The organism is Streptomyces sp. TRM49041 (assembly GCF_008271805.1).
GTDB lineage: Bacteria > Actinomycetota > Actinomycetes > Streptomycetales > Streptomycetaceae > Streptomyces.
This window is the reverse complement of the sequence record NZ_VSRY01000173.1, coordinates 290,194-312,226: the sequence shown is the minus strand read 5'-3', so window position 1 is coordinate 312,226 and position 22,033 is coordinate 290,194. Positions and strand designations below refer to the sequence as shown.

The following is a 22,033-nucleotide window of genomic DNA, read 5'->3' as shown; positions in this document are numbered from 1 at the left end:
GCCAGGCTGCTGTGGACCAGTAGTCCGGTCGCCTTCAACGCTTCACTGACGGTGCGGAATCCGGCCGCCGCTACCCGCTTGCCGAGATCCGCCCTCGGTCGAGCAGCCTGGGCGGGCTGCCAGCGATGATCGTGCTAGTCATACGGCGGTTCACGTGCCTTGGGCAGGACTGCCCGGCAGTGACTCCACTGGCTACTGCCTCGTGTCGCAGAGGCTCTGGCTGGACGTCCTGGCGAGCCGCGAGCCCGACACCCCGGACGCGGTCAAGGAAGACCTTCCGTACAACAGGCGAGGCCTCTTCTTGGTCGACGCGCTCTCCTCGGGCTGGGGTGCGGGGGCCTCCCATGGCCACATCGTGTGGGCAGCGCTGCCGACTTGGCTGGAAAGCACCGCCGATGTGCAGTGAAGACGACCCCGACGTGGCGCTGTTTCCTGAGGAGACGCCAGTTCACAGAAAAAAGTTCACATCTCTTGAAGGATCGTTCAACGATCCATATCTTGTTCTCATCGTCGAGCCGAGCCCGGTACACGTGGGCTCCAGACCATGAAGGCCGGGAACATCGCTTCCGCAGGCAGCTCTCCACACGTCTTGCCTCGTCCGGATCGCGGGGTTTTTCACGGCCAGGAGCCCCCACCCCCGTCGCTTCGCCCCCTGCCGCCCGGGACATGAGTCGAGGTCGGACGGCCCTGTTCCCACAGCGCTCACCGCCTCGGAGGCCAGGTACGCAACTTCGTCCGGCGGCATCCGGCGGCAGGCGCGGAACACGGGTCGGCCGGCGTCAGGTGTGCTGTGGGCGGCAGACGACCCTCCGGCGACCGCGGCACGACCGTTCCCGACAGTCCGCGTTCACGGTCACGGCCGTCCACGGACTCAACGCCCTCGCCGGGCACCAGAACAGCACTCACGAGAGGTTCCGTCCTTTGCACACCAGAGCGAGCCGACCCCCCAGAGGTAGACCCCGGCGTGGGCACCGGCCCGACCTCCAAGCTCTGCGCCGCCTCAACCGACCCGAGAACTGGCGCGTACGCAGCAAGCTGACCGCGGTCGTACTGCTCCCCGGCCTACTGGCCGGCGTCATGGCAGTCGTGAGCCTCTCGCACACCATCGAAGACGTGGACGACCACAGGCACTTCTCCGAGATGGCCAGGCTCCAGCAGCCCGCCCTCGACCTGGTTCGGGCTCTCCAGGACGAACGGGACGTCACCGCGTCCTTCATCGCGGGCCGGCGCAAGGCCGCCGACACCGACCCACGGCAGCAACGCGCTGCGGCGGACACAGCTGCCGCCGCCTACCGCGCGGCGGCAACCGAGATCGACACCACCGACGATCCGCAACTGCGAACGGTCCTCATGGCCATCACCCGGGAACTGCACGGCCTGCCGGCACTGCGCGCGTCCGTGGATACCGCCAACCTCACACAGAGCTCCATCCTCGCCAACTACACCACCACCATACGCAGGTTGATGGATCTCGGACCGGCGCTGGCCTCGTACAACGGCGGCAGTAAGGCCGCCTCCCGGGTGCGCTCCCTCAACGCGCTGTCCCAGGCCGTGGAGAACACCAGCCAAGTACGGGCCTCGCTCAACAGCATCCTCACCACACGTACCTTCCTCGTCGGGGACTTCCCCGAATTCGTCGGCACGGTCGCACGCCAGCAGCAATCCGTCAGAGAGTTCACGACCACGGCGAACAAGGATCAGAAGAGCCTGTACACCGACACCGTGAAGGGCGCACCGGTCAGTACCGTCCACGCCATCCAGGAACGAGCCGCCGAACAGGCGCAGGCTCCCCGCATCGACGTGGAACCCGCGGCCTGGCACGAGGCCTCCAGCCGCAAGATCACCCTGATGCGCCAGGTGGAAGCGGAGATCCTCGGCGATCTGGTCACCGTCAGCAGCGAGGCGCATGCCTCCCGGGAGCGTGCGGCCGTCTGGGGCGCGGTCGGGCTGGCCGCGGCGTTCGCAGCCACGGGCTGGATGGTCACCGCCGTCGTGCGGTCCATGACCCGTCCGCTGGGACAACTGCGCATCTCGGCGCTGGAGGTCGCCAACGAGCGTCTGCCCGAGGCGCTCACCCGCCTGCGGCAGGCGGACGTCGACGATCTCGGCGATTACCGAGCCACGCCCACCGATGTGGCGTCCACCGATGAGATCGGGGAGGTCGCCGACGCCTTCGACGCGGTGCAGACCGCCGCCGTCGCCCTGGTCAGGGACCAGGCCGCGCTGCGCGCGCACATCAACGGCATGTTCATCCACCTCTCACGCCGCAATCAGCAGTTGGTGAGCAAACTGCTCGCCGAGATCGGCGACCTGGAGCAGCACGAGGACGATCCCGACCACCTCGCCCGCCTCTTCCGGCTGGACCACCTGGCCACGCAGATGCTGCGGACGGACGAAAGCCTGCTGGTACTCGCAGGTTCCGACACGGGCCGCGTCTGGGAACAGCCGATGCCCCTGGCGGAGATCATGCTCGCCGCCAGCGCCGAAGTGGAGCAGTACACCAGGATCGACTGCCGGTCCACGGTGCCCGCCGACATCGCGGCAGACGCCGTCACCGATCTGGTGCACCTGCTGGCCGAACTGATGGAGAACGCGACGGACTTCTCCGGCGTCCACTCCCGGGTCACGGTGACCTGCGGAGCGGCCTCCGGCCCTCACAAGGACCTGTTGGTCTCCATCCAGGACGAGGGCACCGGGATGACAGCCGAACACCTGGCCCTGGTGAACCAGCGGCTCGCCTCGGCTTCCTCTCTGGACCCGGGCGCAGGGCAGAGCATGGGACTGATCGTCGTAGGACGCCTGGCCGCCAAGCACGGCATCCAGGTCCGCCTGGCCTCCCTCGTCCAGCGCGGGACCACGGCACTGGTCCGCATTCCCCCGAGCCTGCTCGCCACCTCCCGCCACAACGCCGGTCAGGTCACCGACCAGCAGTTCCATGCGTCGGTCGACGGGCACACTGCCGACCCCCGGCCCGCCTGGGCTCCCGTGCGGGTCTCCTCGCCGGCCGTGACCCACGACGATGAATTCCCCCACGACACGACCCGGGCCACCGACGCGGCACCCATGTTCTCCTCACCGCAGGAATGGCTGACCCAGCGCCGGTTCGCCCGAGAGCTGCACACCGGCGAAAGCTCCTCCCCCGGCGAGCTGCCCTCGCCCCACCCCGACAGCACCCCCGGCACCTCACCGACCACGGAAGAGCACCTCTGATGCCAAGACCAGCCGCCGGCGTCGCCGCGCTCCTGTGCACCGCCCTGCTCGCCACCTCCGCCTGCGTCGGCGACCCGGACACGCCGGACCCCTCCCATCACGCCGTGAACATCGGCTTCCTCGCACCCATGTCGGGTCCGGCGGCCTCAGTGGGCGCCGACACCCGACGGGGCGCCGAACTGGCCGTCGAGATCGTCAACGGCCGTCATTCGATCCCTCTGCCCCTCGGACCAGGCACGGGCCTGCCACGCCTGAACAACGCCGGCGTCAAACTCCTGGTGGCCGACACCCACCGTTCCACCACGCGGGGCGCCGCCGAGGTCGAGCAACTGGTGAACGAAGAGCAGGCGGTCGCCATAGCCGGTGGATACGAGTCTTCCGTCACTGAAGCCGCCAGCGCACGGTCCGAGGAACTGAAGATCCCCTTCGTCAACGGAGGTTCCTCGGCCACCTCGCTGACCGAACGGGGCCTGGACTGGTTCTTCCGCACCGGACCTTCCGAACTCGACTACGGCCGCGTGGTCTTCTCCCTGCTCAAGGAACGCCAGAGCACGGGAACCGCGGTCAAGCGGATCGCCGTGCTCCACACCGACGACCAGTACGGCAACGACGGCGCCGCCATGATCAAACGCCTCGCGTCCCAGGTCGACGGGCGCGTCGTCGCCGATGTGACGGTCGGCACCGGGTCGGACGGCCTCCTCGCCGACGCACGGGAGGTGGTACAGGCGAAGCCCGACGTCGTCCTGACACTGCTGTACACCGCTCAGGCCCTCGCACTGAGGGAGTCCTTCCGCTCCCTCGCCTACCGCCCGCCGGCACTCATCGCCTTCGGCGGCGGCCATGCGGACCCGGTCTTTTTGCAGGAGCCCCGGGCCGGGGCGGAAGGAATCTGCAGCCGCTTCGCCTGGTCGGCGGATCTGGCCCAGCGCAACCCCACCGCCAAAGCCGTCGCGGACCTGTACCGGAAGAACTACGGCTCCCCGATGAACGACGACGCCGCCCGCGCCTTCACCGCCGTCATGACCCTCGCCCAGGCAATCGACAGCGCCCGATCCCGAACGCCGGCGGACATCCGCTCGGCACTGGTGAACACCGACCTCCCGGGACGGGAGACGATCATGCCCTGGGACGGTGTGAAGTTCGACGACAACCACCAGAACGCAGGCGCACGCGGCATCGTGGAACAGGTCCAGGGCGGCAGATACCGCCTGGTGTACCCCTTCGATGTGGCTCAGGCCCCGCTGAGTTGGCCCATGGGGGACGACAACGGGTAAGCGGCCGAGGCGTCCGCGGACGTCGACCGGGCCCCGCCCCGAGGCAGCCTGGCTGCCCCGGTCGGGGTGGTGGCTGTGACCGGGTCCGCTCCGCCGTGCCCGCGGTGCGGGCGCTCTTTCCGTCGTGCCGTGGCGTGACGCCGCCGTCATCGGGTCTACATGAACACGGAGACGGGCCTCTTTCCCGAAACGTTACATAGCGTTGCGATCGCACTCTTCAGGGCGGCGCTACTGCGTCATGAGCGGTCTCGGGCTGGGTGTCCATTCCGGGGTTCTGTGCCGACTCTTGAGCAGACCCGCAGCTCAGCGCAGGTGGGCGGGCGGGCCGGAGGGTGCGGGGGTGAGCGGTCGAGGGTGCCGCGCGGGGCAGGGTGCCGCCCAGTGGGCGGCTGCCCGGGTGTCCGGTGCGGCGGCAGGGAGTTCGGGTGAGGGTTGACAGTCGGCGAGGGCGATTGATACTCCAGGGAAGCGGATTGTGGAACGATCCTACGCAGAAATGGAGAGGCGGAGGCTGTGACTCGCAGCCGACACCCCCGCCCCGCGACTGAGCCGACACCACGGCCTCGTCCCTTGTCCAGCCGCTTCGAAAGCCGTCCCGGAAGCGGAACCCGCCGCGCGGCGCAGTCCGTGCGCATCCCCAGTGAGTGCTCAGATGCCTCCTCATCCCGCTACTCAGGCGCATCCCGCTCCGGATGCCGACTCCGCCGACCAGCAGACCTGGACCCTTGCCGCTTCTGCCACGTCGGCCCGCTTGGCCCGCCGGCAGGTCGGGGACCGGCTACGGGCATGGAGGCTGCCGCATCTGGTCGATGATGCGGAACTGATCGTCTCCGAGCTCGTCGCCAACGCGATCCGCCACGGCTCCAAGGGTGATCCGGTGTGGCACACCCTGCGGCGCCTCCACACAGTGACCTACGACGCGGTCCGTCTCGAGGTCGGCGACCACGGTCGAGGATGGAGCGGGATTCCGGCTCCCCGCGAGGCCGGCGACGACATCCTCTGCAACGGGCGGGGGCTGCGCCTGGTCCGCGCTCTGTCCTCCGATTGGGGCGCCTGGCGCCTGCCGCACGGCCATGTGGTGTGGGCCGTACTGCCTGTCGATGTCGGCTGAGTCCGCCGGCGCGCGGCGCCCGCGGCTCACCGCACGCTGCCAGGTCGTATAAAGATTCTGTCAACCCCTTGAAGGATCGTTCAACGATCCCTAGTTTGTTCGCACATCAAGCCGCGAAACACGCGTCGCGCACAGATGGCTAAGGAGCTCCCCCATGAGTGAAATCGACAGCCAGGCGGACCAGGCAGGACAGCAACCAGCTGCCCGCCCCAGAAACCGCAGATTCGGACCGGGACTGCTGGTCACCGCGGCGTTCATAGGCCCGGGGACGGTCACGACCGCCAGCATCTCCGGTGCGAATTTCGGATTCGCGCTGGTGTGGGCCGTGGTGTTCTCTGTTGCTGCGGCGATGGTGTTGCAGGAGATGTCCGCCCGCCTCGGAATTGTGAGCCGGGCCGGTCTCGGCGAGGCGCTGCGTACGACCTTCCGCCAGCCCGCCGTGAAGTACGGCGCCATCGGCCTGGTCGTGGCCGCGATCGCGTTCGGCAACTCTGCCTACCAGACCGGCAACCTCACCGGCGCCGGCCTCGGCCTCGAAGCCATCACCGGAGTGTCGCCCCAGGTCTGGGCCGGGGTGGTGGGCGCCGCGGGCTTCATCCTGCTCCTGAGCGGCACCTACCGACTGATCGAGAAGGCGATCGTCGCCCTCGTCGTCCTGATGAGCGTGGTGTTTGTCGCGACGACGGTGATCGTGCGTCCGGATCTGGGAGACCTGTTCGGCGGGCTCGTTCCGTCGGTGCCCGATGGCTCGACGCTCATGGTGATCGCGCTCATCGGTACCACCGTCGTGCCCTACAACCTGTTCCTGCACGCCAGCTCCGTCAGCCAGAAGTGGAGCGAGGACGTGCCCGTCGACGAGGCGCTGAAGGAGTCGCGCAGCGACACCTACCTCGCCATCGGTCTGGGCGGCCTGGTCACCCTCGCGATCGTCACCACCGCGGCGACGGCCATGTTCACCAAGGGGCTCGGTGTCAAGAGCGCCGCCGACATGGCGGCGCAGCTGGAGCCGTTGCTCGGGTCGTGGGCCCAGGGCTTCTTCGCGCTCGGGCTGTTCGCCGCCGGACTCACCAGCGCGATCACCGCGCCGCTCGCGGCTGCGTTCGCCGTCAGTGGTGCGCTGGGCTGGAAGCCGGACCTGAAGGCCACCAGGTTCCGTGCGATCTGGGCGGTGGTGCTCCTCACGGGCACGATCTTCGCGGTGCTCGGCGAGAGCCCGGTTACCGCGATCCTCTTCGCCCAGGCGGCCAACGGACTGCTGCTGCCGATCGTCGCGATCTTCCTGCTCGTTGTGATGAACCGTCGTGACCTCCTCGGGAACCACCGCAACAGCCTCACGCGCAACATGCTCGGCGGCGTGGTGGTGCTCGTGGCGACAGGTCTCGGTGTCTTCAACATCCTGCGCGCGACAGGCGTCGTGGGCTGACCGCGCAACAGCGGGCCGACCACGTCGCACACGGGCCACGCCCCAGCGACCACCGGTCCTCGAACCCGAAGAAGCCCCCGCCCACGACAACAACACTTCACCAGCCACAGCGACCCACAGGGACATCGAAGATGACGTCCAGCGTCACGCCGGCCGACGACCGCGCCCCGGCCGGGCGTACGCGGGTCAGCGGCTGCCTCCTTGCCCGACCACACACAGACCGTCAATGACGATGCCAGACCCCTGTCGGAGGCCTTTCGGCCAGTCGGCGGGGGTTCTGGCCTCCGACCCCTTCGGACCCGGACACACGGAACCTCGCCAAGGGCCCCCTGTCAGAACGGAAGGCTGCACGCAATGCCGAACAGCACCAGGACCCCTTCGTCGCCGGTGCGGGGCCCGGCGCGCTCCCCGGAATCGCGGCCCGGGGAACCGGCGGTGACTCCGGCGGCCGGCGCCGTACTACCGGCGCGAGCCACCTTCGCCGGCGGCGATGCTCTCGGAGTACCGCTGGACGAGCTGCTTCTCGGCGTCGTCCAGATACGCGGCCAACAGCAGCTCGGCCTTGGCCCTGTCCGCCGCCCTGAGGGCGGAGAGGATCTCCCGATTGCGCGCCAGGTACGGTTCATGGAAACTGCGCGGATTGTCCATGGCATGGAAGACCAGGCGCAGTTCGGCCAGGACACCGCGCATCAGTTCATTGAGGCGTTCGCTGTGGGCGAGGGCCACGACGGCGTGGTGGAAGTGGATGTTGGCTGTGCCAAGTGCGAGCGAAGAGCCCCCCTCGGCGGCCTTCTCCCCTTCGGCGACCGCGCCCTCGGCCTGGCTCAGGTCGTAGGGCGGTGCCCCCAGGGAACGCACCGCTGCGCACTCGATGAGCCTGCGCACCTGGTAGATGTCGGTGACGTCCTGCACCGTGAGCATGCGGACGAAGACGCCGCGGTTGAGCTCGTGGACGAGCAGTCTTTCGTGGGTGAGCAGGCGAAACGCCTCTCGGAGGGTGTTGCGGGAGATCCCCAGCGCACTGCCGATGGCATCCTCGGAAAGCTTGCTCCCCGGCGGCAGGTACCCCTCGGCGATGCGCGCACGCAAAATGTCAGTGACCCGGTCGGCCGTGCTCGAGCGCCCGAGCAGTGCGCGGTCGCTGACGAGCACGGACGGGTCGACCTCGGCTGTCATGACTTTCATCCTTCACATACGGCCGACGGCGTCCGACGGTCTCCCACAGGCGTTTCTTGTGCTGTCCCAGTCAACCGGAAACCCGCGAACGAAACAACAGGGGCCTTGTCGGATCGTTCAACGATATTCTATCTTGGGTGGTGCGGCCCGCGGGGATCCCGCCCTGTCGGCCAGGACGCACACCTCAAAAGGGCGGAAGTAGACCTCCCCTGGAGGGCCGCGCGAATCCGCAGGGCCTGCCATGGGCGGGACCACGATTCCGGTGGGCGGACGGTTTTCAACGAAAGGACCGCTGATGACTGCAGTCGCCCCTCGGGAGGCCCTGCCCCCCGGCGAGGCGCGCGCCCTGTTCCGCGGCGGCACGAGTTCGCCCACCGCAGGATGGTGTGCCGGCTACACCCAGACCAATCTCATCGCAGTACCCGCCGACTGGGCCTACGACGTTCTCCTGTTCTGTCAGCGCAACCCTAAGCCCTGCCCGGTCCTGGACGTCACGGACCCGGGGTCCACGACCACGGCACTGGCCCCGGGCGCCGACCTGCGCACCGACGCACCCCGCTACCGCGTCTGGGAGAACGGCCGGCTCGTCGAAGAGCCCCGCGACGTCACCCATGCCTGGCGCGGCGACCTGGTCACCTTCCTCATCGGCTGCAGCTTCACCTTCGAGAGCGCACTGGCCGACGCAGGCGTACCCCTGCGTCACATCGATCAGGGGCGCAACGTCGCGATGTACCGAACAAGCCGCGAGTGCCGCCCCGCCGGCCGGATGCACGGTCCCATGGTGGTGTCCATGCGGCAGATACCGCTCGAACTCGTGGGCACCGCGAGCCGCCTGAGCGCACTGATGCCCTCGGTGCACGGAGGCCCGGTGCACATCGGGGACCCCGGCGCCCTGGGCATCGAGGACCTCACCCGCCCGGACTTCGGCGACCCCGTCGAGGCAGAGCCGGGCGACGTACCCGTGTACTGGGCGTGCGGCGTCACACCGCAGACGGCTCTGATGGCCTCGCGCCCCCCGTTCGCGATCACCCACGCACCCGGACACATGCTGATAACCGATGCCCGGGACACGGACTACCGCATCGGATGAAGGCGCTGTGGCATCTCGTGCCGAGCGGACTGTGCCAAGGAGACGAACCACCGATGACAGACACCGTTATCGACCTCAACGCCGACCTCGCAGAGGGCTACGGGCGATGGGTCCTCACCGACGACGAGGCCATGCTGAAAGTCGTCACCAGCGCCAACGTCGCCTGCGGCTTCCACGCGGGCGACCCGAGCATCATGCGCCGGGTCTGCGACATCGCGGCCGAACGCGGCGTGAGGATCGGCGCCCAGGTCTCCTACCGGGACCTGGCCGGATTCGGACGCCGCGCCATGGACGTACCCCTCGAGGAACTCGCCGACGAGGTCACCTACCAGATCGGTTCCCTCCAGGTGTTCGCCCGGGCCGCCGGAGCGACCGTGGCCTATGTCAAACCACACGGCGCCCTGTACAACCGAGTGGTGTCCGACCAGGAACAGGCCTCTGCCGTGGCCGCGGGCACGGCTCTCGCCGACCCTTCGCTTCCCGTGCTGTGCCTGCCCGGCTCCGCCATGCACGCCCAGGCCGACCGCATCGGTCTCCCCGTCGTCGACGAGGCCTTCGTCGACCGCCACTACACGCCGGAGGGGACACTGGTCCCCCGAACCTCCCCCGGTGCGGTGATCACCGACCCCGAACAGGTCGCCCACAGGGCCGTCACTCTCGCACAAGAGCGCCGCGTCACCGCCGCGGACGGCTCATCCGTGCCCGTGCGGGCACGCTCCCTGTGCCTTCACGGGGACACCCCCGGAGCAGTCGAACTGGCCGAGCGAGTTCGCGCGGCGCTGGAGGAAGCCGGAATCAGGGTGGAGGCGTTCGCGTGATACTGAGACCGGTCGGGCAGGACTCCCTGCTCATCGATCTGGACACCCCCGAAGAGGCCCAGGCATGGCACGCTCAACTCCTGAGCCGCCGCGACACGGGAACACTGCCGTCGGTGCGCGAGATCGTGCCCGGAGAGAAGACCGTCCTCCTCTACGGCGCCCATGACACCGGTGCCATGGAAACGGAGCTGCGCCGGTGGTCCGTGCCCGCGCTCGTGGCCGGCAGCGGACCTGTCCTCGACATCCCCGTGCACTACAACGGTGCCGATCTCGATGCCGTCGCGGATCTGTGGGGCGTGGCCCCGGACGAGGTGGCACGCATCCACAGCGGCATGGAACACCGAGTGGCCTTCTGCGGCTTCTCCCCGGGATTCGCCTACATGACCGGTCTCGGTGACACCTACCATGTGCCGCGCCACGCCGCGCCGCGTACCTCGGTACCAGCCGGCTCCGTAGCGCTCGCGGGCCCCTACACAGGTATCTATCCGCGCGCGTCTCCCGGAGGCTGGCAACTGATCGGAACGACCCACGTGCGCCTATGGGACATGGAACGCGAACCCGCGGCACTGCTGACCCCCGGCACGCGCGTGCGGTTCGTCCCACAGGAGTCCGGACCCGCCCGCGGGCCCGCACAGACAACGGGAGCCGAAAGGCACATCGCGTGAGCGGCGGCAAGCTCGAAGTCCTACGGGCAGGCGCCCTCACCACCATCCAGGACCGCGGCCGGTTCGGCCATGCCTGCCAGGGCGTACCGCGATCCGGGGCACTGGACCAGTCGGCACACCTCCTTGCGAACCGCCTGGTGGGCAACCACGCCGATGCGGCGACGCTGGAAACCACACTGACCGGGGTGGCCGTGCGCACCACTCACCCCGTGGTTGTCGCCGTGACCGGCGCCCCCGCACCGGTACGGGTCGACGGTCGGCCGGTGGCGTGGACGAGTCCCGTACACGTGCCGGCCGGCGCCGTGCTCGATATAGGCCCGGCCGCCACCGGTCTGCGCAGCTACGTCGCCGTCAGCGGAGGCATCGCGGTACGCCCCGTCCTCGGCAGCCGCTCCACCGACCTGCTCTCCGGCCTCGGCCCGGCCCCTCTCAGTATCGGGGACACCCTCCCTCTGGGAGACGTGACCGGCTCACCTCTCCACGCCGACACGATGGTGTGGCAGGCGCCCCCGAAGGAACTGGTGCTCCCCGTACTGCTCGGCCCACGGGACGACTGGTTCACCACCCGCGCGATCAACACCCTTGCCACGGCCCGCTTCCATGTCTCCTCCCGCAGCAACCGCATCGCGCTGAGGATGGACGGGCCCGCTCTCGACCGGGCGGTGCACCGTGAAATGCCCAGCGAAGGCATGGTGGTGGGTGCCATCCAGGTGCCGCCAGACGGCAAACCGGTGGTCTTCCTCGCCGACTGCCCCACCACCGGCGGCTATCCCGTGATCGGCGTCGTACCCGAGAACCGGCTGTCGGCGGCCGCCCAGGCCGGGCCGGGCAGTCCGGTCCGATTCGTTCCGACCCGGCGGCGGCGAACACCGTCCGTGTGACACCCTCACCCGGTGCCGCGGATCAGGGGCCGGGCCGGTGACGCCGCCGGTCGGAGTCAGGGTCAGGGTCAGGACGGCGATGGACATTCCTGGTCAGCAGATACGCGGCGAGCAGGGCGAGACCGCATCCAGGCACCCAGGCGAGCTGGTACCAGTAGAAGAACGGCACTCCAGCCAGTCGCGGGCGCGCACCGCCGTACCAGGGGACCCACAGCAGTCCTGCCGCGGGTGCGAGGAGCAGAACGGCTGCCGTGACACGCCGCAGCCGGTAAGGGACAAACCGTGTCACATCACGCATTCCTCTCGCCTTCATCGATGGGTTCGTGTAAGAGTTGCCGACCGGCCCCAACCGGTTGACAGCACATCTCCAGAAGATTTCCGCATGTTTCTGTCATCCGGACCGGCGTTCCACGCAACTCGCGGTCAGAGGCTGATCCACACACGGAAGGTGAGCGATGACGGATGCCGCCATGATCGCTCCGTTCCTCGCCGTCATCGGCGGGGCCTCACTCGTCGCCGTCACCGCGCGCCGCCTCCACCCGACCGACCGCCTGCCGTCCCTGGGGGGCTGGGCACTGGCCGACCGCAGCCTCGGGCCCGTATGGACGTGGTTCCTGCTGGGCGGCACGATCTTCACCGCGTACACCTTCACCGCCGTACCGGGGCTGGCGTACGGGGTCGGCGCCCCTGCCTTCTTCGCGGTGCCGTACACCGTGATCCTGTGCCCGCTCGCCTTCGTCCTGCTGCCTCGCCTGTGGAACGTGTCCCGCCGCCACGGTTACATCACCGTCGCCGACTTCGTCCGCGGGCGCTACGGATCGTCGCCTCTGGCCCTGGTGGTCGCGCTGACCGGCATCCTCGCCACCATGCCGTACCTGGCGCTGCAGTTGGTCGGCATCCGCGCAGTGCTCGTCGCAGGCGGCCTCTACCCACGGGGTGGCGCCGGCGACCTGGTGATGGTCGTGCTCTTCGCCGGGCTCGCAGTGACGACGTACCGATACGGGCTGCGCGCTCCCACGGTCATCGCGGCCCTCAAGGCGGTGGCCGTGTTCACCTCGGTCGGCGTCGTGTGCTGGCTGGCCCTGAGAGGTCTCGGCGGCCCGGGAGCCGTCTTCGACACGGCTGCCCTCCGGGCCGCCGAGACCGGCAACGCCTCACTGCTTCTGGCTCCCGGACAGGAGTCCGCGTACGCCACGCTCGCCCTGGGCTCCGCCCTGGCCCTGCTGATGTACCCGCACGTGCTGGTCGCCGGCTTCGCCGCCTCCGGCCCCGACGCTCTGCGGAAGGCCACGGTCGCATTGCCCGCATGGACCGCGCTGCTCGCCCTCTTCAGCCTGCTCGGCATCGTCGCGCTGGCTGCCGGCGTACGCGCCCCGGCAGGCGGCGCCGAGTCGGCCGTCCCGATGTTGGTGGACCGGCTCATGCCCGCGCCGCTGGCAGCGCTGGTGTTCGCCGCGATCACCGTGGGGGCGTTGGTCCCGGCCGCCGTGATGTCGATCGCAGCCGCCACGTCTTTCGTACGCAACGTCTATGTCGAATACGTTCATCCGACGGCCACCCCGAAACGGCAGGTGCGCGTCGCCCGGCTGGTGTCGCTCACCGCGAAGGTCGGGGCAGTCGCGTTCGTGTTCGGTCTGCGGGACCAGGACGCCATCAACCTCCAACTCCTCGGTGGCGTATGGATTCTGCAGATATTCCCCGCGGTGGCCATCGGGCTGTTCACTCGCCGGCTGCACCCGAGGGCACTGCTCGCGGGGTGGGCGGTGGGAATGGCGGTCGGGACGGTCATGGTCGTGCGCGAGGGATTCTCGCCCGCTGTGCCTTTCGGGCCCGCCGACCACCACGTGGAGATCTATGCCGGACTGGCCGCTCTCCTGATCAACCTGACGGTCGCGCTGGTCACCACCGCGGCGCTCGAACGCCTCGGCACGCCTCGCGGGACCGACACCACCGAACTGCCGTCGCGCCTGACTGCCAGGCGGCGCCCCGAGACGGGAACGAGCAACTCATGAGACGCAGACACGACGGTCCTGCGACACTGCAACCCGCCGCGCAGGTCCCGAAGCCGCCCGTACCGGAATCCGCCGATGCCGCCGCCGACGGCGGAACCGTCAGCGGACGCGCCGCCGGTGAAGTGACCGCTGGTGGCTCTGCGCAGACGGTGACCGACCCGGACGGACTCGAACGGGAGGTGACCGTATCCCGGTTGTTCGATCTGCACTACGCCTCGATGCTCCGTCTCGCCGCACTGCTCGGCGCCGACGATCCTGAGAACATCGTTGCCGAAGCCTACTACCAGATCTACCGGAAATGGCGCAAGCTGCGGGACACCGAGGCGGCGGAAGCCTATCTTCGCTCCACCGTATGCAATCTGACCCGCATGCGCATACGCCATCTGCAGGTTGTGCGCAGGCACGCCGAGACCCCGCCCGCCGATTTCGTCGCCTCGGCCGAGAGCTCTGCCCTGCTCCGCGCCGATCAGCGCGTGCTGATCGGCGCCCTCCAGCAGCTGCCCGCGCGACAGCGTGAGGCCCTCGTTCTGAGACACTGGCTCGGGCTGAAGGAGAGCGAGATCGCCGCAGCGATGGGCATCTCCGCAGGCTCGGTCAAGACACACACATCGCGCGGTATCGCCGCCCTGACCCAGGTGATGGAGGCCCGGCGATGAACGACACCTCCCACGATCGCACCGAACAGCAACTGCGTGAGGCCCTGGGAGCCCTGGCCTGCAACGTGCATGCCACCCCCGACGCCTACCGCCTGGCCCGCGGGGACTGGCTGCGCCGTGAACGCCGCCGCCGCCTGGTCCTCACCGTCCTGATCACCGTCGTCTTCGCGCTCGCCATTCTGATCGGCCTGTGGGTCCTCAATCAGAACCCGTCCGGACCCGGTGTCGTCTTCGACCGCACTTACGGCCGGCTCGGTCCCGGACTCGACGGCAAGGCTGTGTTCGACCTCATCGGGCCTCTCTGACGGCAACCACGCGAGGGTGGGGCAGCCGGCGGCCACGTCCCGCAGTTCAAAGGTCGATGCGTGCCCCGGCGTCCTCGCCACACACGACCCGAACCGGCGACGCCACAAAGGGGTTTGCGGAAACGGATCGGCCAGTTCGAGGGCGGTCAGAAACCGGCGGCGCGAGGCAGGTCACCGGTGTTCTGCCGGACGCTGAGGAGTTCCGGACGCACAACCGCTCGGAACCTGTCGGACTCCCGCGCTGGATCGCGGCACCTTGTACGGAAGTGGCGCGAGGGGCCGTTCTGGTTGACGGGGAAACAGCGGGAAATCTTCTGGGTACTTGCTGTCAACCGACTCCGGCGGTCGGGCAACTCTTGGGCACGAAGCGGGAGAGGGGAGGCCGCCCCGGCACGTACCGGTGACCCCGGGTAAGACGTGCCGTGGCCGTCACACGGGTCCCTGCACCCTGTGGCCGGCCTGCTGTGGGTTGCGTGGTGCGCCGGTGAGGGTTCGACTCTCACCGGGGTGCCGCTCTTCTTCTGGTACCGGCTCGCCCGGGCCCTGCTGCCCTGGCGCCGCCGGCCGTGTGTCTACTGCGCCGGAAGTCTCCTCCGCCCCGGGGGTGACACCGGTCCGGCCGATCCGGGCCCCGTCCCGGGCACCGCACCGCACCTCTTCGTTGTTCCAGCTGTCGCACGAGGAGCCGCCATGCCTGAATCCGCTGCGCCCAGAACCGGCCTGCCCGCGCCGTCCGGGCCCCGCCCACCGTCCCGTCGCGCCCGCCCGACACTACGTTCGATCTTGATCTGGGCGGCGGTCGCCCTGGCCGGGGCGACCGCTTGGGGTGTGCTGGCTCTGTCCCGGGGCGAGAAGATCTCGGCCGTCTGGCTGGTGGTGGCGGCCCTGGGCTCGTATGCGATCGCGTACCGCTTCTATTCGCGGTTCATCGCCCGCCGCGTACTGGAGGTCGATGACACCCGTGCGACCCCGGCGGAGCGGCTGGAGGACGGTGTCGACTACCACCCCACGGACAAGCGGGTGCTGTTCGGCCACCACTTCGCGGCCATCGCCGGCGCCGGCCCGCTGGTCGGCCCCGTCCTGGCCGCCCAGATGGGCTACCTGCCGGGCACCGTCTGGATCATCGTGGGAGTGATCCTGGCAGGTGCCGTGCAGGACATGATCGTCTTGTTCCTGTCCATGCGCCGGGACGGCAAGAGCCTGGGGCAGATGGCCCGTGACGAGATCGGCAAGGTGGGTGGTGCCGCCGCGCTGATCGGCGTGTTCGCCATTATGATCATTCTGCTCGCGGTCCTGGCCATGGTGGTCGTCAACGCCCTGGCGGAGTCGGCCTGGGGCACCTTCTCGGTCACCATGACCATCCCCATTGCCCTCTTCATGGGCTTCTACCTGCGCTATCTGCGGCCCGGCCAGGTCGTGGAGACCAGTGTCATCGGTGTGGTGCTGCTGCTGCTCGCCATCCTCGGCGGCGGCTGGGTCGCGGACTCCTCGCTGGCCGAGTACTTCGTCTGGAGCCCCGAGACCCTGGTCTTCTGCCTGGTCGGTTACGGCTTCGTCGCCTCCGTGCTCCCGGTGTGGATGCTGCTGGCGCCCCGCGATTACCTGTCGACGTTCATGAAGGTCGGCACCATCGCGCTGATGGCCGTCGGCGTCATGGCCGCCGCCCCGGTGCTCAAGGCCGAGCCGGTGACCGAATTCGCCTCGACCGGAGCCGGCCCGGTGTTCGCCGGGTCGATGTTCCCCTTCCTGTTCATCACCATTGCCTGCGGTGCCCTGTCCGGCTTCCACGCCCTGATCTCCTCCGGCACCACGCCGAAGCTGATCCAGAAGGAGTCCCAGGTCCGGGCGATCGGCTACGGCTCCATGCTCACGGAGTCCTTCGTCGCCGTCATGGCCCTGATCGCCGCCTGTGTGCTGGAGCCGGGTCTGTTCTACGCGATGAACTCCCCGGCCGCGCTGCTCGGGCCGACGGTGGAGAGCGCATCCGAGGCGGTGAAGGGCCTCGGGTTCACCATCACCCCGGACCAGCTCACCGCGGCGGCCAAGGCCGTCGAGGAGGAGTCGCTGGTCGGGCGCACCGGTGGCGCGCCCACCCTGGCCGTGGGCATGGCGGAGATCTTCGCCACCGTGTTCGGCGGCGCCTCGATGAAGGCCTTCTGGTACCACTTCGCCATCATGTTCGAGGCATTGTTCATCCTCACCACGGTGGACGCCGGTACCCGGGTCGGCCGATTCATGCTCCAGGACATGTTGGGCAACGTCTGGAAGCCGATCGGCCGGGTCACCTGGAAGCCGGGCATCTGGATCACCAGCGCCGTCGTCGTGGGCGCATGGGGCTACTTCCTCTACGCCGGTGTCACCGACCCGCTCGGCGGCATCAAGCAGTTGTTCCCGCTGTTCGGGATCGCCAACCAGCTGCTGGCCGCGGTCGCCCTGGCCGTCACCACGACGCTGCTGATCAAGCACGGCAAGCTGAAATGGGCCTGGGTCACCGGCATTCCGCTGGCCTGGGACGTGGCCGTCACCTTCACCGCGGGATGGCAGAAGATCTTCTCCGACAACCCGGCGATCGGCTTCTTCGCCCTGCGGGACAAGTACGCGCAGGCCATCAAGGAAGGCCAACTGCTCCCGGGCGCCAAGAACATGGACGACATGCACACCATCGTGCTCAACAACACGGTCGACGGTGTGATCATGGCTGTGTTCCTTCTGCTGGTCCTCACGGTCCTGATCAACTGCGTCGTGGTGTGCGTCCGAGCCGTCCGTGCCACCGAGCCGCTGCCGACGACCGAGGCGCCGTACGTCAAGTCCCGCATCGAGGTGCCCGATCAGCGGAGCCCCGAGGAACTGGTGGGGACGGGCTCATGACGACCGTCCGGAAGCTGCTGGGGACCGTGCGCTGGTACGTGCGGGAGCTGACCGGGGAGGCGGAGTACGACCGCTACTGCGAACGACGCCGCCGCCACTGCCCCCACGCGCCCCTGCCCACCCGCCGCGAGTACGAACGGATGCGCACAGCACACCGGGAGCAGGACACCCCCAGCCGCTGCTGCTGAGGCGCGTCCCGTCCCGCAGGGCCCCGGCCTCCCCCGGATCTGCGTCCGGAGGAGACCCGCCGGGTCCCCGCCCGCTGCCGACGGGCGCCCCGGCCGTACTTCCACAACGCCGGCCGGCGACACCCTGGGTTCGTGACCAGGCCCCGGTCATCCGACCGTCGCCGACGACATGACCGGGTCCAACTCACCGAACAGGGGAGGACCGGGGCAAGACCCCAAGACCGAACGGCAATCCGAAGCCGGGCGGGACCGCCGTCCCGCCCGGACACCGCCCCCGAACCGCGGGGCGGGCGCCACCGTCCTGGCCCTGACAGCCGGCGCCCGCCCCGCTTCCCAGCCGCGCCTACTGGAAGCGACCAGATGCTGCGACGCCGAACACCCGTGGTCGTGGGTCCCGAACTCGACGACCGCCACCTGCGCCGGACCCTGTCGGAGCTGCGGCCGTCCCCGCAGCTGCACGGCCTCGGAGCCGGTACCAGCCGCCCGTCGTGGGAGCCCGTCGCGGAGCTGCTGCGTGCCGCCGGCCGGGACTGGGACCGGCGGGTGCACCGGATCTCCGTGCTGGCACCCGCCCTGCCACCGTCGGTCACCGACCGGTGGGTCGCGGACCGCCCCCAGGACCCCGATGCCCTCGTCGTCCACGCGTACGCGCGGGTGGCACGGGCGGACAGCGGGAACCGGTCGGAGTCCTGGGAGGCGTACGACGGTTGTATGCGGGCGGCGGAAGCCATGCCGGAGGACCCCACACCCTGGCTGGCCCTGCTGGATCTGATGTACGCCTGCGGATCCCCGCCCCATGCCGTCGTCCCCGTGTGGACCGAGGCCGCCAATCGCGATCCGTGGAACCGGACCGTCTACCACCGGCTGCTGCGCCATCTCTCCCCGCGCGGGCGCGGAACGCTGTCCGAGATGCTCGACTTCGCCCGTCACAGCGCCGCCCGGGCACCTTACGGATCGCCCATCGTCCTGCTGCCGCTCGCCGCCCGCGCCGAACTCGTCGCGTACCGGGAGGGGTTTCACTCCGCGAGCATCGTGGGAGCCGCCGCCCACTGGCACGAGCCGCAGGCAGCCGCGGAGATCGACACCGCCCTGGCCAAGTGGTTCCATGCCGACACGCCGCCCCACGCCGAGGCGCTCGCCGACCTCAATCTCCTCGCCTTCGCCCTGACCCGCGCCCAGCGCAGGGATCAGGCCGCGCTCGTCTTCCGGCGCATCGGCCGCGACATGACCAGCCGGCCCTGGGACCTTGTCCCCGACCCCGTCGGCACGTTCCGCTACTGGTGGGACCGGGCACGCGGCTGAGCACGGGTATCACGGCGCCACGGCGTCCCGCGGCAGACAGTCGAGGGGAAGTCGGTGAACGAAACAACAACACACCTGTCGGATCGTTGAACAATCCTCTAGCATGAGTTCGGAAGAGCCGGACTGCACGCGGCGGCAGTCGTAGCCGAATCCTGCGACGAGAGGATCATCCATGATGACTGCCGAGGCAGGCGTTCACCTGCGCCATGTGGATCAAGGCCGCAAGGTCTCCATGTACCGGACCGCTCTCATGCCGACGGTGCCGCAGTCCCCGATGGCGAGCACGTATGCGCCCGGGTACGTGCTGATCACCGACGCTCGTGAAACCGCCCACCGCCTCGCATGACCGCGCAGTGGCTGCTCGTGCCGAGCGGACTGCCTCAAGGAGACAGAACAGCTGTGCCAGAGATCGTGATCGACCTGAACGCCGATCTGGCGGAAGGCTTCGGTCGTTGGCCCCTCACCGACGACGAGGCCGTGCTCTCGGTGGTGACCAGCGCCAATGTCGCCTGCGGATTCCACGCCGGAGATCCGAGCACCATGCACCGCGTCTGCGACATGGCAGCCGAACGCGGTGTGCGGATCGGAGCCCAGGTGTCCTACCGGGACCTGGCCGGTTTCGGCCGCCGAGCCATGGACGTACCGGCCCAGGAGCTCGCCGACGAGATCACCTACCAGATCGGCTCCCTGAAGGTATTCGCCCGGGCAGCTGGAGCGGACATCGCGTACGTCAAGCCCCACGGCGCGCTGTACAACCGAGTCGTGTTCGACCACGAGCAGGCAACCGCCGTTGCCGCCGGGGTGTGGCTCGCGGACCCCGCGCTGCCCGTCCTCGGCCTGCCCGGTTCGGCCATGCACGCCGAAGCCCACCGCTTCGGCTTGCCGACGGTCGAGGAGGCTTTCGTCGATCGCGCCTACACGGCGGAAGGAACACTCGTCCCCAGAGCCACCCGAGGCGCGGTGATCACCTCGCCGCAACAGGTCGCCCGACGGGCCGTCGCCCTTGCACGGCACGGCCACGTCGAATCCCTCGACGGCAGCACGGTGCCCGTGCGGGCGCGCTCACTGTGCCTCCATGGAGACACCCCGGGCGCCGTCGAGCTGGCCAGGCAGGTGCGCACGGCGCTGGAGGCCGCGGGAGTCAGGGTGGAGGCCTTCGCATGAGACTGAGCCCGGTGGGAGCCGACTCCCTCCTCGTGGATCTGGACACGCCGGAAGAGGCGCAGGCCTGGCACGCCCGGATCCTGCACCGCCGCAGTGCGGGCAGGCTTGTGCCGGTGCGCGAGATCGTGCCCGGTGAGAAGACCGTGCTCCTGTACGGCATCGGCGATGCCGACGCCATGGCTGCGGAGCTGCGCCAGTGGTCCGTGCCGCCTCTTGCCGCCGACAGCGGTCCGCTGATCGAGATCCCGGTGCGCTACGACGGTGCCGATCTCCCCGCCGTGGCGGATCTGTGGGGTGTCACGCAGGACGAGGTGGCCCGCATCCACAGCACCACCCACCACCGCGTCGCCTTCTGCGGCTTCGCTCCCGGGTTCGCCTACTTGCTCGGGCTCGAGGAGCGCTGTCACGTGCCCAGGAAAGCCGAACCCCGCACCTCCGTACCCGCCGGATCCGTGGCACTGGCCGGCCCCTACACCGGTATCTATCCGCGCGCCTCCCCCGGCGGCTGGCAGCTGATCGGCACCACCGACCTCCGCCTGTGGGACATGGAACGCGACCCCGCCGCAACGCTGTCGCCGGGCACGCGGGTCCGCTTCGTCCCGCAGCCGGCATCCGAGAGCACGAAAAGATCCAAGGCAACGACGCAGGGCAGGACGAAGGGCGAAAGGCACCACGCATGAGCGGCGGCAAGATGGAAGTCGTACGGGCCGGCGCCCTCACCACCGTCCAGGACCTCGGCCGGTTCGGCCATGCCAGCCTCGGTGTACCGCGCTCGGGCGCCATGGACCAGCCGGCACACCGACTGGCCAATCGGCTGGTAGGCAACCCGGCCGACGCGGCGACCATGGAAACCACCCTCACCGGCATGGCCGTCCGCGCCACCCGGCCCGTGCTCGTCGCCGTGACCGGCGCCCCCGCACCGGTACGCGTCGACGGCCGACCCGCAGCATGGGCCGACCCGGTGTACCTGCCCGCGGGCGCCGTACTGGACGTGGGCACGGTCACGAGCGGCCTGCGCAGCTACGTCGCGGTCAGCGGAGGCATCACCGTCCCGTCCGTCCTCGGCAGCCGCTCCACCGATCTCCTCTCCGGCCTCGGCCCCGCCCCGCTCCAGGACGGCGACATCCTTCCCGTGGGCGCTCCCGGCGGTCGGCCGATGCGATCCGACACCGTGGCATGGCAGGCGCCCCCGTCCGAGTTGGTGCTTCCCGTACTCCTCGGCCCTCGGGACGACTGGTTCACACGCGCCGCGGTGGACACTCTCGCGAGCGCCCGCTTCTCGGTCTCCTCCAAGAGCAACCGCATCGCACTGCGGACGGACGGTCCCGTTCTCGAGCGCAGTGTGCACCGTGAAATGGCCAGCGAGGGCATGGTCGTCGGTGCCGTTCAGGTGCCACCCGAGGGCAGACCCGTCGTCTTCCTGGCGGACTCCCCCACCACCGGCGGCTATCCCGTCATCGGAGTCGTGCCCGAAAGTCGTCTGGCCGCGGCCGCCCAGGCCGTCCCCGGGCTGCCGATCCGATTCAGCCCGATCCGCCAACGGCCCCGGCGCTCGGCACGACCGGGCCATGCGTACAGCCTCGGGAGCGATTGAGGCGCGGGCATGTCGGGAAGTCGATCGGTGGACGCGAGACGCTGCCGGGCCCCGCGCCGGCCGCCCTTCGACAGGCCGCCGCGACACTCGCGCAGCGAAGACTCATGGGCGGCCTGCCACTGGTCGGTGCGGGTGGTGCAGGCGCCGGCTCTGCCGTTCGGCCAGTCGACGACGGCCTTGGCGGAGACGCTGTCGGAACCGCCGCCGACGTCGGCACAGCCGTCCGAGCGTTGCCTCCTCGCCGCCCCCGCGGGAGTAGTACGCGCCGGCGTCCATGACGACCGGGACCCAGCGGT

The 22,033-nt window shown here is 69.4% G+C and carries 21 protein-coding genes; 19 read left to right on the top strand and 2 right to left on the bottom strand.

Annotated features, from left to right (window positions below; all coding sequences use genetic code 11):
* The first annotated feature begins 154 nt into the window (after nucleotides 1-154).
* The 5 genes from FVS66_RS35365 to FVS66_RS34225 all read left to right on the top strand — a co-directional run bounded on the left by FVS66_RS35365 (nucleotide 155) and on the right by FVS66_RS34225 (nucleotide 7,018).
* Nucleotides 155-406 (top strand): hypothetical protein, encoded by a 252-nt coding sequence (locus FVS66_RS35365; protein WP_187645825.1) that lies wholly within the window; start codon nucleotides 155-157, stop codon nucleotides 404-406.
* A 707-nt stretch (nucleotides 407-1,113) separates the two neighbouring features.
* A complete protein-coding gene (locus FVS66_RS34240; RefSeq protein ID WP_187645824.1) occupies nucleotides 1,114-3,210 on the top strand; it encodes a nitrate- and nitrite sensing domain-containing protein in 2,097 nt (698 codons plus the stop codon).
* A complete protein-coding gene (locus tag FVS66_RS34235) occupies nucleotides 3,210-4,484 on the top strand; it encodes an ABC transporter substrate-binding protein (RefSeq protein WP_187645823.1) in 1,275 nt (424 codons plus the stop codon). The genes FVS66_RS34240 and FVS66_RS34235 overlap by 1 nt, the downstream gene beginning before the upstream one ends.
* 652 nt (nucleotides 4,485-5,136) lie before the next feature.
* Nucleotides 5,137-5,595 (top strand): ATP-binding protein, encoded by a 459-nt coding sequence (locus tag FVS66_RS34230; RefSeq protein WP_149185124.1) that lies wholly within the window; start codon nucleotides 5,137-5,139, stop codon nucleotides 5,593-5,595.
* A gap of 154 nt (nucleotides 5,596-5,749) precedes the next feature.
* Entirely contained in the window at nucleotides 5,750-7,018 is a 1,269-nt protein-coding gene (locus tag FVS66_RS34225) for an Nramp family divalent metal transporter (protein WP_149185123.1), read from the top strand.
* Nucleotides 7,019-7,477: 459 nt separating this feature from the next.
* Here the strand turns inward: FVS66_RS34225 and FVS66_RS34220 are convergent, their stop codons facing one another.
* Entirely contained in the window at nucleotides 7,478-8,194 is a 717-nt protein-coding gene (locus FVS66_RS34220) for a GntR family transcriptional regulator (RefSeq protein WP_149185122.1), read from the bottom strand.
* A gap of 295 nt (nucleotides 8,195-8,489) precedes the next feature.
* Between FVS66_RS34220 and FVS66_RS34215 the strand changes: the two genes are divergently transcribed.
* From FVS66_RS34215 to FVS66_RS34200, 4 genes are read left to right on the top strand one after another with little or no spacing between them, the layout of a single operon-like run.
* A complete protein-coding gene (locus FVS66_RS34215) occupies nucleotides 8,490-9,284 on the top strand; it encodes a putative hydro-lyase (RefSeq protein ID WP_149185121.1) in 795 nt (264 codons plus the stop codon).
* Between the two features lie 53 nt (nucleotides 9,285-9,337).
* On the top strand, nucleotides 9,338-10,102 hold the full coding sequence (locus tag FVS66_RS34210; RefSeq protein ID WP_149185120.1) for a 5-oxoprolinase subunit PxpA: 765 nt from the start codon (nucleotides 9,338-9,340) through the stop codon (nucleotides 10,100-10,102).
* Nucleotides 10,099-10,767: an allophanate hydrolase subunit 1 gene (locus tag FVS66_RS34205; RefSeq protein WP_149185119.1), complete on the top strand. Its 669-nt coding sequence runs from the start codon at nucleotides 10,099-10,101 to the stop codon at nucleotides 10,765-10,767. Before FVS66_RS34210 ends, FVS66_RS34205 begins: the two co-directional genes overlap by 4 nt.
* Nucleotides 10,764-11,648 carry a biotin-dependent carboxyltransferase family protein gene (locus tag FVS66_RS34200; RefSeq protein WP_149185118.1) on the top strand — a complete coding sequence of 295 codons (885 nt, stop codon included), beginning with the start codon at nucleotides 10,764-10,766 and terminating at the stop codon, nucleotides 11,646-11,648. The genes FVS66_RS34205 and FVS66_RS34200 overlap by 4 nt, the downstream gene beginning before the upstream one ends.
* A gap of 22 nt (nucleotides 11,649-11,670) precedes the next feature.
* Here FVS66_RS34200 and FVS66_RS34195 read toward each other — a convergent pair whose 3' ends face one another.
* Nucleotides 11,671-11,937, bottom strand: coding sequence for a DUF3311 domain-containing protein (locus tag FVS66_RS34195; RefSeq protein WP_399226856.1), 267 nt, complete (start codon nucleotides 11,935-11,937; stop codon nucleotides 11,671-11,673).
* A 166-nt stretch (nucleotides 11,938-12,103) separates the two neighbouring features.
* On the opposite strand from FVS66_RS34195, the gene FVS66_RS34190 reads away from it, so the two are divergent.
* From FVS66_RS34190 to FVS66_RS34150, 10 genes are all read left to right on the top strand, one after another.
* On the top strand, nucleotides 12,104-13,660 hold the full coding sequence (locus FVS66_RS34190; RefSeq protein ID WP_149185116.1) for a sodium:solute symporter family protein: 1,557 nt from the start codon (nucleotides 12,104-12,106) through the stop codon (nucleotides 13,658-13,660).
* Entirely contained in the window at nucleotides 13,657-14,316 is a 660-nt protein-coding gene (locus FVS66_RS34185; RefSeq protein ID WP_149185115.1) for a sigma-70 family RNA polymerase sigma factor, read from the top strand. The genes FVS66_RS34190 and FVS66_RS34185 overlap by 4 nt, the downstream gene beginning before the upstream one ends.
* Nucleotides 14,313-14,621: a hypothetical protein gene (locus FVS66_RS34180; protein ID WP_149185114.1), complete on the top strand. Its 309-nt coding sequence runs from the start codon at nucleotides 14,313-14,315 to the stop codon at nucleotides 14,619-14,621. The genes FVS66_RS34185 and FVS66_RS34180 overlap by 4 nt, the downstream gene beginning before the upstream one ends.
* A gap of 690 nt (nucleotides 14,622-15,311) precedes the next feature.
* The gene (locus tag FVS66_RS34175; protein ID WP_149185113.1) at nucleotides 15,312-17,489 is read left to right on the top strand and encodes a carbon starvation CstA family protein; all 2,178 of its coding nucleotides are present in this window, start codon (nucleotides 15,312-15,314) and stop codon (nucleotides 17,487-17,489) included.
* Nucleotides 17,486-17,677, top strand: coding sequence for a YbdD/YjiX family protein (locus FVS66_RS34170; RefSeq protein ID WP_149185112.1), 192 nt, complete (start codon nucleotides 17,486-17,488; stop codon nucleotides 17,675-17,677). The genes FVS66_RS34175 and FVS66_RS34170 overlap by 4 nt, the downstream gene beginning before the upstream one ends.
* Before the next feature lie 360 nt (nucleotides 17,678-18,037).
* Nucleotides 18,038-18,979: a hypothetical protein gene (locus FVS66_RS34165; protein ID WP_149185111.1), complete on the top strand. Its 942-nt coding sequence runs from the start codon at nucleotides 18,038-18,040 to the stop codon at nucleotides 18,977-18,979.
* 172 nt (nucleotides 18,980-19,151) lie between these two features.
* The gene (locus FVS66_RS35360) at nucleotides 19,152-19,325 is read left to right on the top strand and encodes a hypothetical protein (RefSeq protein WP_187645822.1); all 174 of its coding nucleotides are present in this window, start codon (nucleotides 19,152-19,154) and stop codon (nucleotides 19,323-19,325) included.
* A gap of 53 nt (nucleotides 19,326-19,378) precedes the next feature.
* On the top strand, nucleotides 19,379-20,143 hold the full coding sequence (locus FVS66_RS34160) for a 5-oxoprolinase subunit PxpA (RefSeq protein WP_262387361.1): 765 nt from the start codon (nucleotides 19,379-19,381) through the stop codon (nucleotides 20,141-20,143).
* Entirely contained in the window at nucleotides 20,140-20,823 is a 684-nt protein-coding gene (locus FVS66_RS34155; RefSeq protein WP_149185109.1) for an allophanate hydrolase subunit 1, read from the top strand. Before FVS66_RS34160 ends, FVS66_RS34155 begins: the two co-directional genes overlap by 4 nt.
* On the top strand, nucleotides 20,820-21,737 hold the full coding sequence (locus FVS66_RS34150; RefSeq protein ID WP_149185108.1) for a biotin-dependent carboxyltransferase family protein: 918 nt from the start codon (nucleotides 20,820-20,822) through the stop codon (nucleotides 21,735-21,737). Before FVS66_RS34155 ends, FVS66_RS34150 begins: the two co-directional genes overlap by 4 nt.
* Nucleotides 21,738-22,033: the final 296 nt, after the last annotated feature.

Coding starts and splice junctions, on each gene's coding strand:
- FVS66_RS34235 (WP_187645823.1), top strand. CDS start 3,210: ATGCCAAGACCAGCCGCCGGCGTCGCCGCGCTCCTGTGCACCGCCCTG.
- FVS66_RS34230 (WP_149185124.1), top strand. CDS start 5,137: ATGCCTCCTCATCCCGCTACTCAGGCGCATCCCGCTCCGGATGCCGAC.
- FVS66_RS34225 (WP_149185123.1), top strand. CDS start 5,750: ATGAGTGAAATCGACAGCCAGGCGGACCAGGCAGGACAGCAACCAGCT.
- FVS66_RS34220 (WP_149185122.1), bottom strand. CDS start 8,194: ATGACAGCCGAGGTCGACCCGTCCGTGCTCGTCAGCGACCGCGCACTG.
- FVS66_RS34215 (WP_149185121.1), top strand. CDS start 8,490: ATGACTGCAGTCGCCCCTCGGGAGGCCCTGCCCCCCGGCGAGGCGCGC.
- FVS66_RS34210 (WP_149185120.1), top strand. CDS start 9,338: ATGACAGACACCGTTATCGACCTCAACGCCGACCTCGCAGAGGGCTAC.
- FVS66_RS34190 (WP_149185116.1), top strand. CDS start 12,104: ATGACGGATGCCGCCATGATCGCTCCGTTCCTCGCCGTCATCGGCGGG.
- FVS66_RS34185 (WP_149185115.1), top strand. CDS start 13,657: ATGAGACGCAGACACGACGGTCCTGCGACACTGCAACCCGCCGCGCAG.
- FVS66_RS34180 (WP_149185114.1), top strand. CDS start 14,313: ATGAACGACACCTCCCACGATCGCACCGAACAGCAACTGCGTGAGGCC.
- FVS66_RS34175 (WP_149185113.1), top strand. CDS start 15,312: ATGCCTGAATCCGCTGCGCCCAGAACCGGCCTGCCCGCGCCGTCCGGG.
- FVS66_RS34170 (WP_149185112.1), top strand. CDS start 17,486: ATGACGACCGTCCGGAAGCTGCTGGGGACCGTGCGCTGGTACGTGCGG.
- FVS66_RS34165 (WP_149185111.1), top strand. CDS start 18,038: ATGCTGCGACGCCGAACACCCGTGGTCGTGGGTCCCGAACTCGACGAC.
- FVS66_RS35360 (WP_187645822.1), top strand. CDS start 19,152: ATGATGACTGCCGAGGCAGGCGTTCACCTGCGCCATGTGGATCAAGGC.
- FVS66_RS34155 (WP_149185109.1), top strand. CDS start 20,140: ATGAGACTGAGCCCGGTGGGAGCCGACTCCCTCCTCGTGGATCTGGAC.
- FVS66_RS34150 (WP_149185108.1), top strand. CDS start 20,820: ATGAGCGGCGGCAAGATGGAAGTCGTACGGGCCGGCGCCCTCACCACC.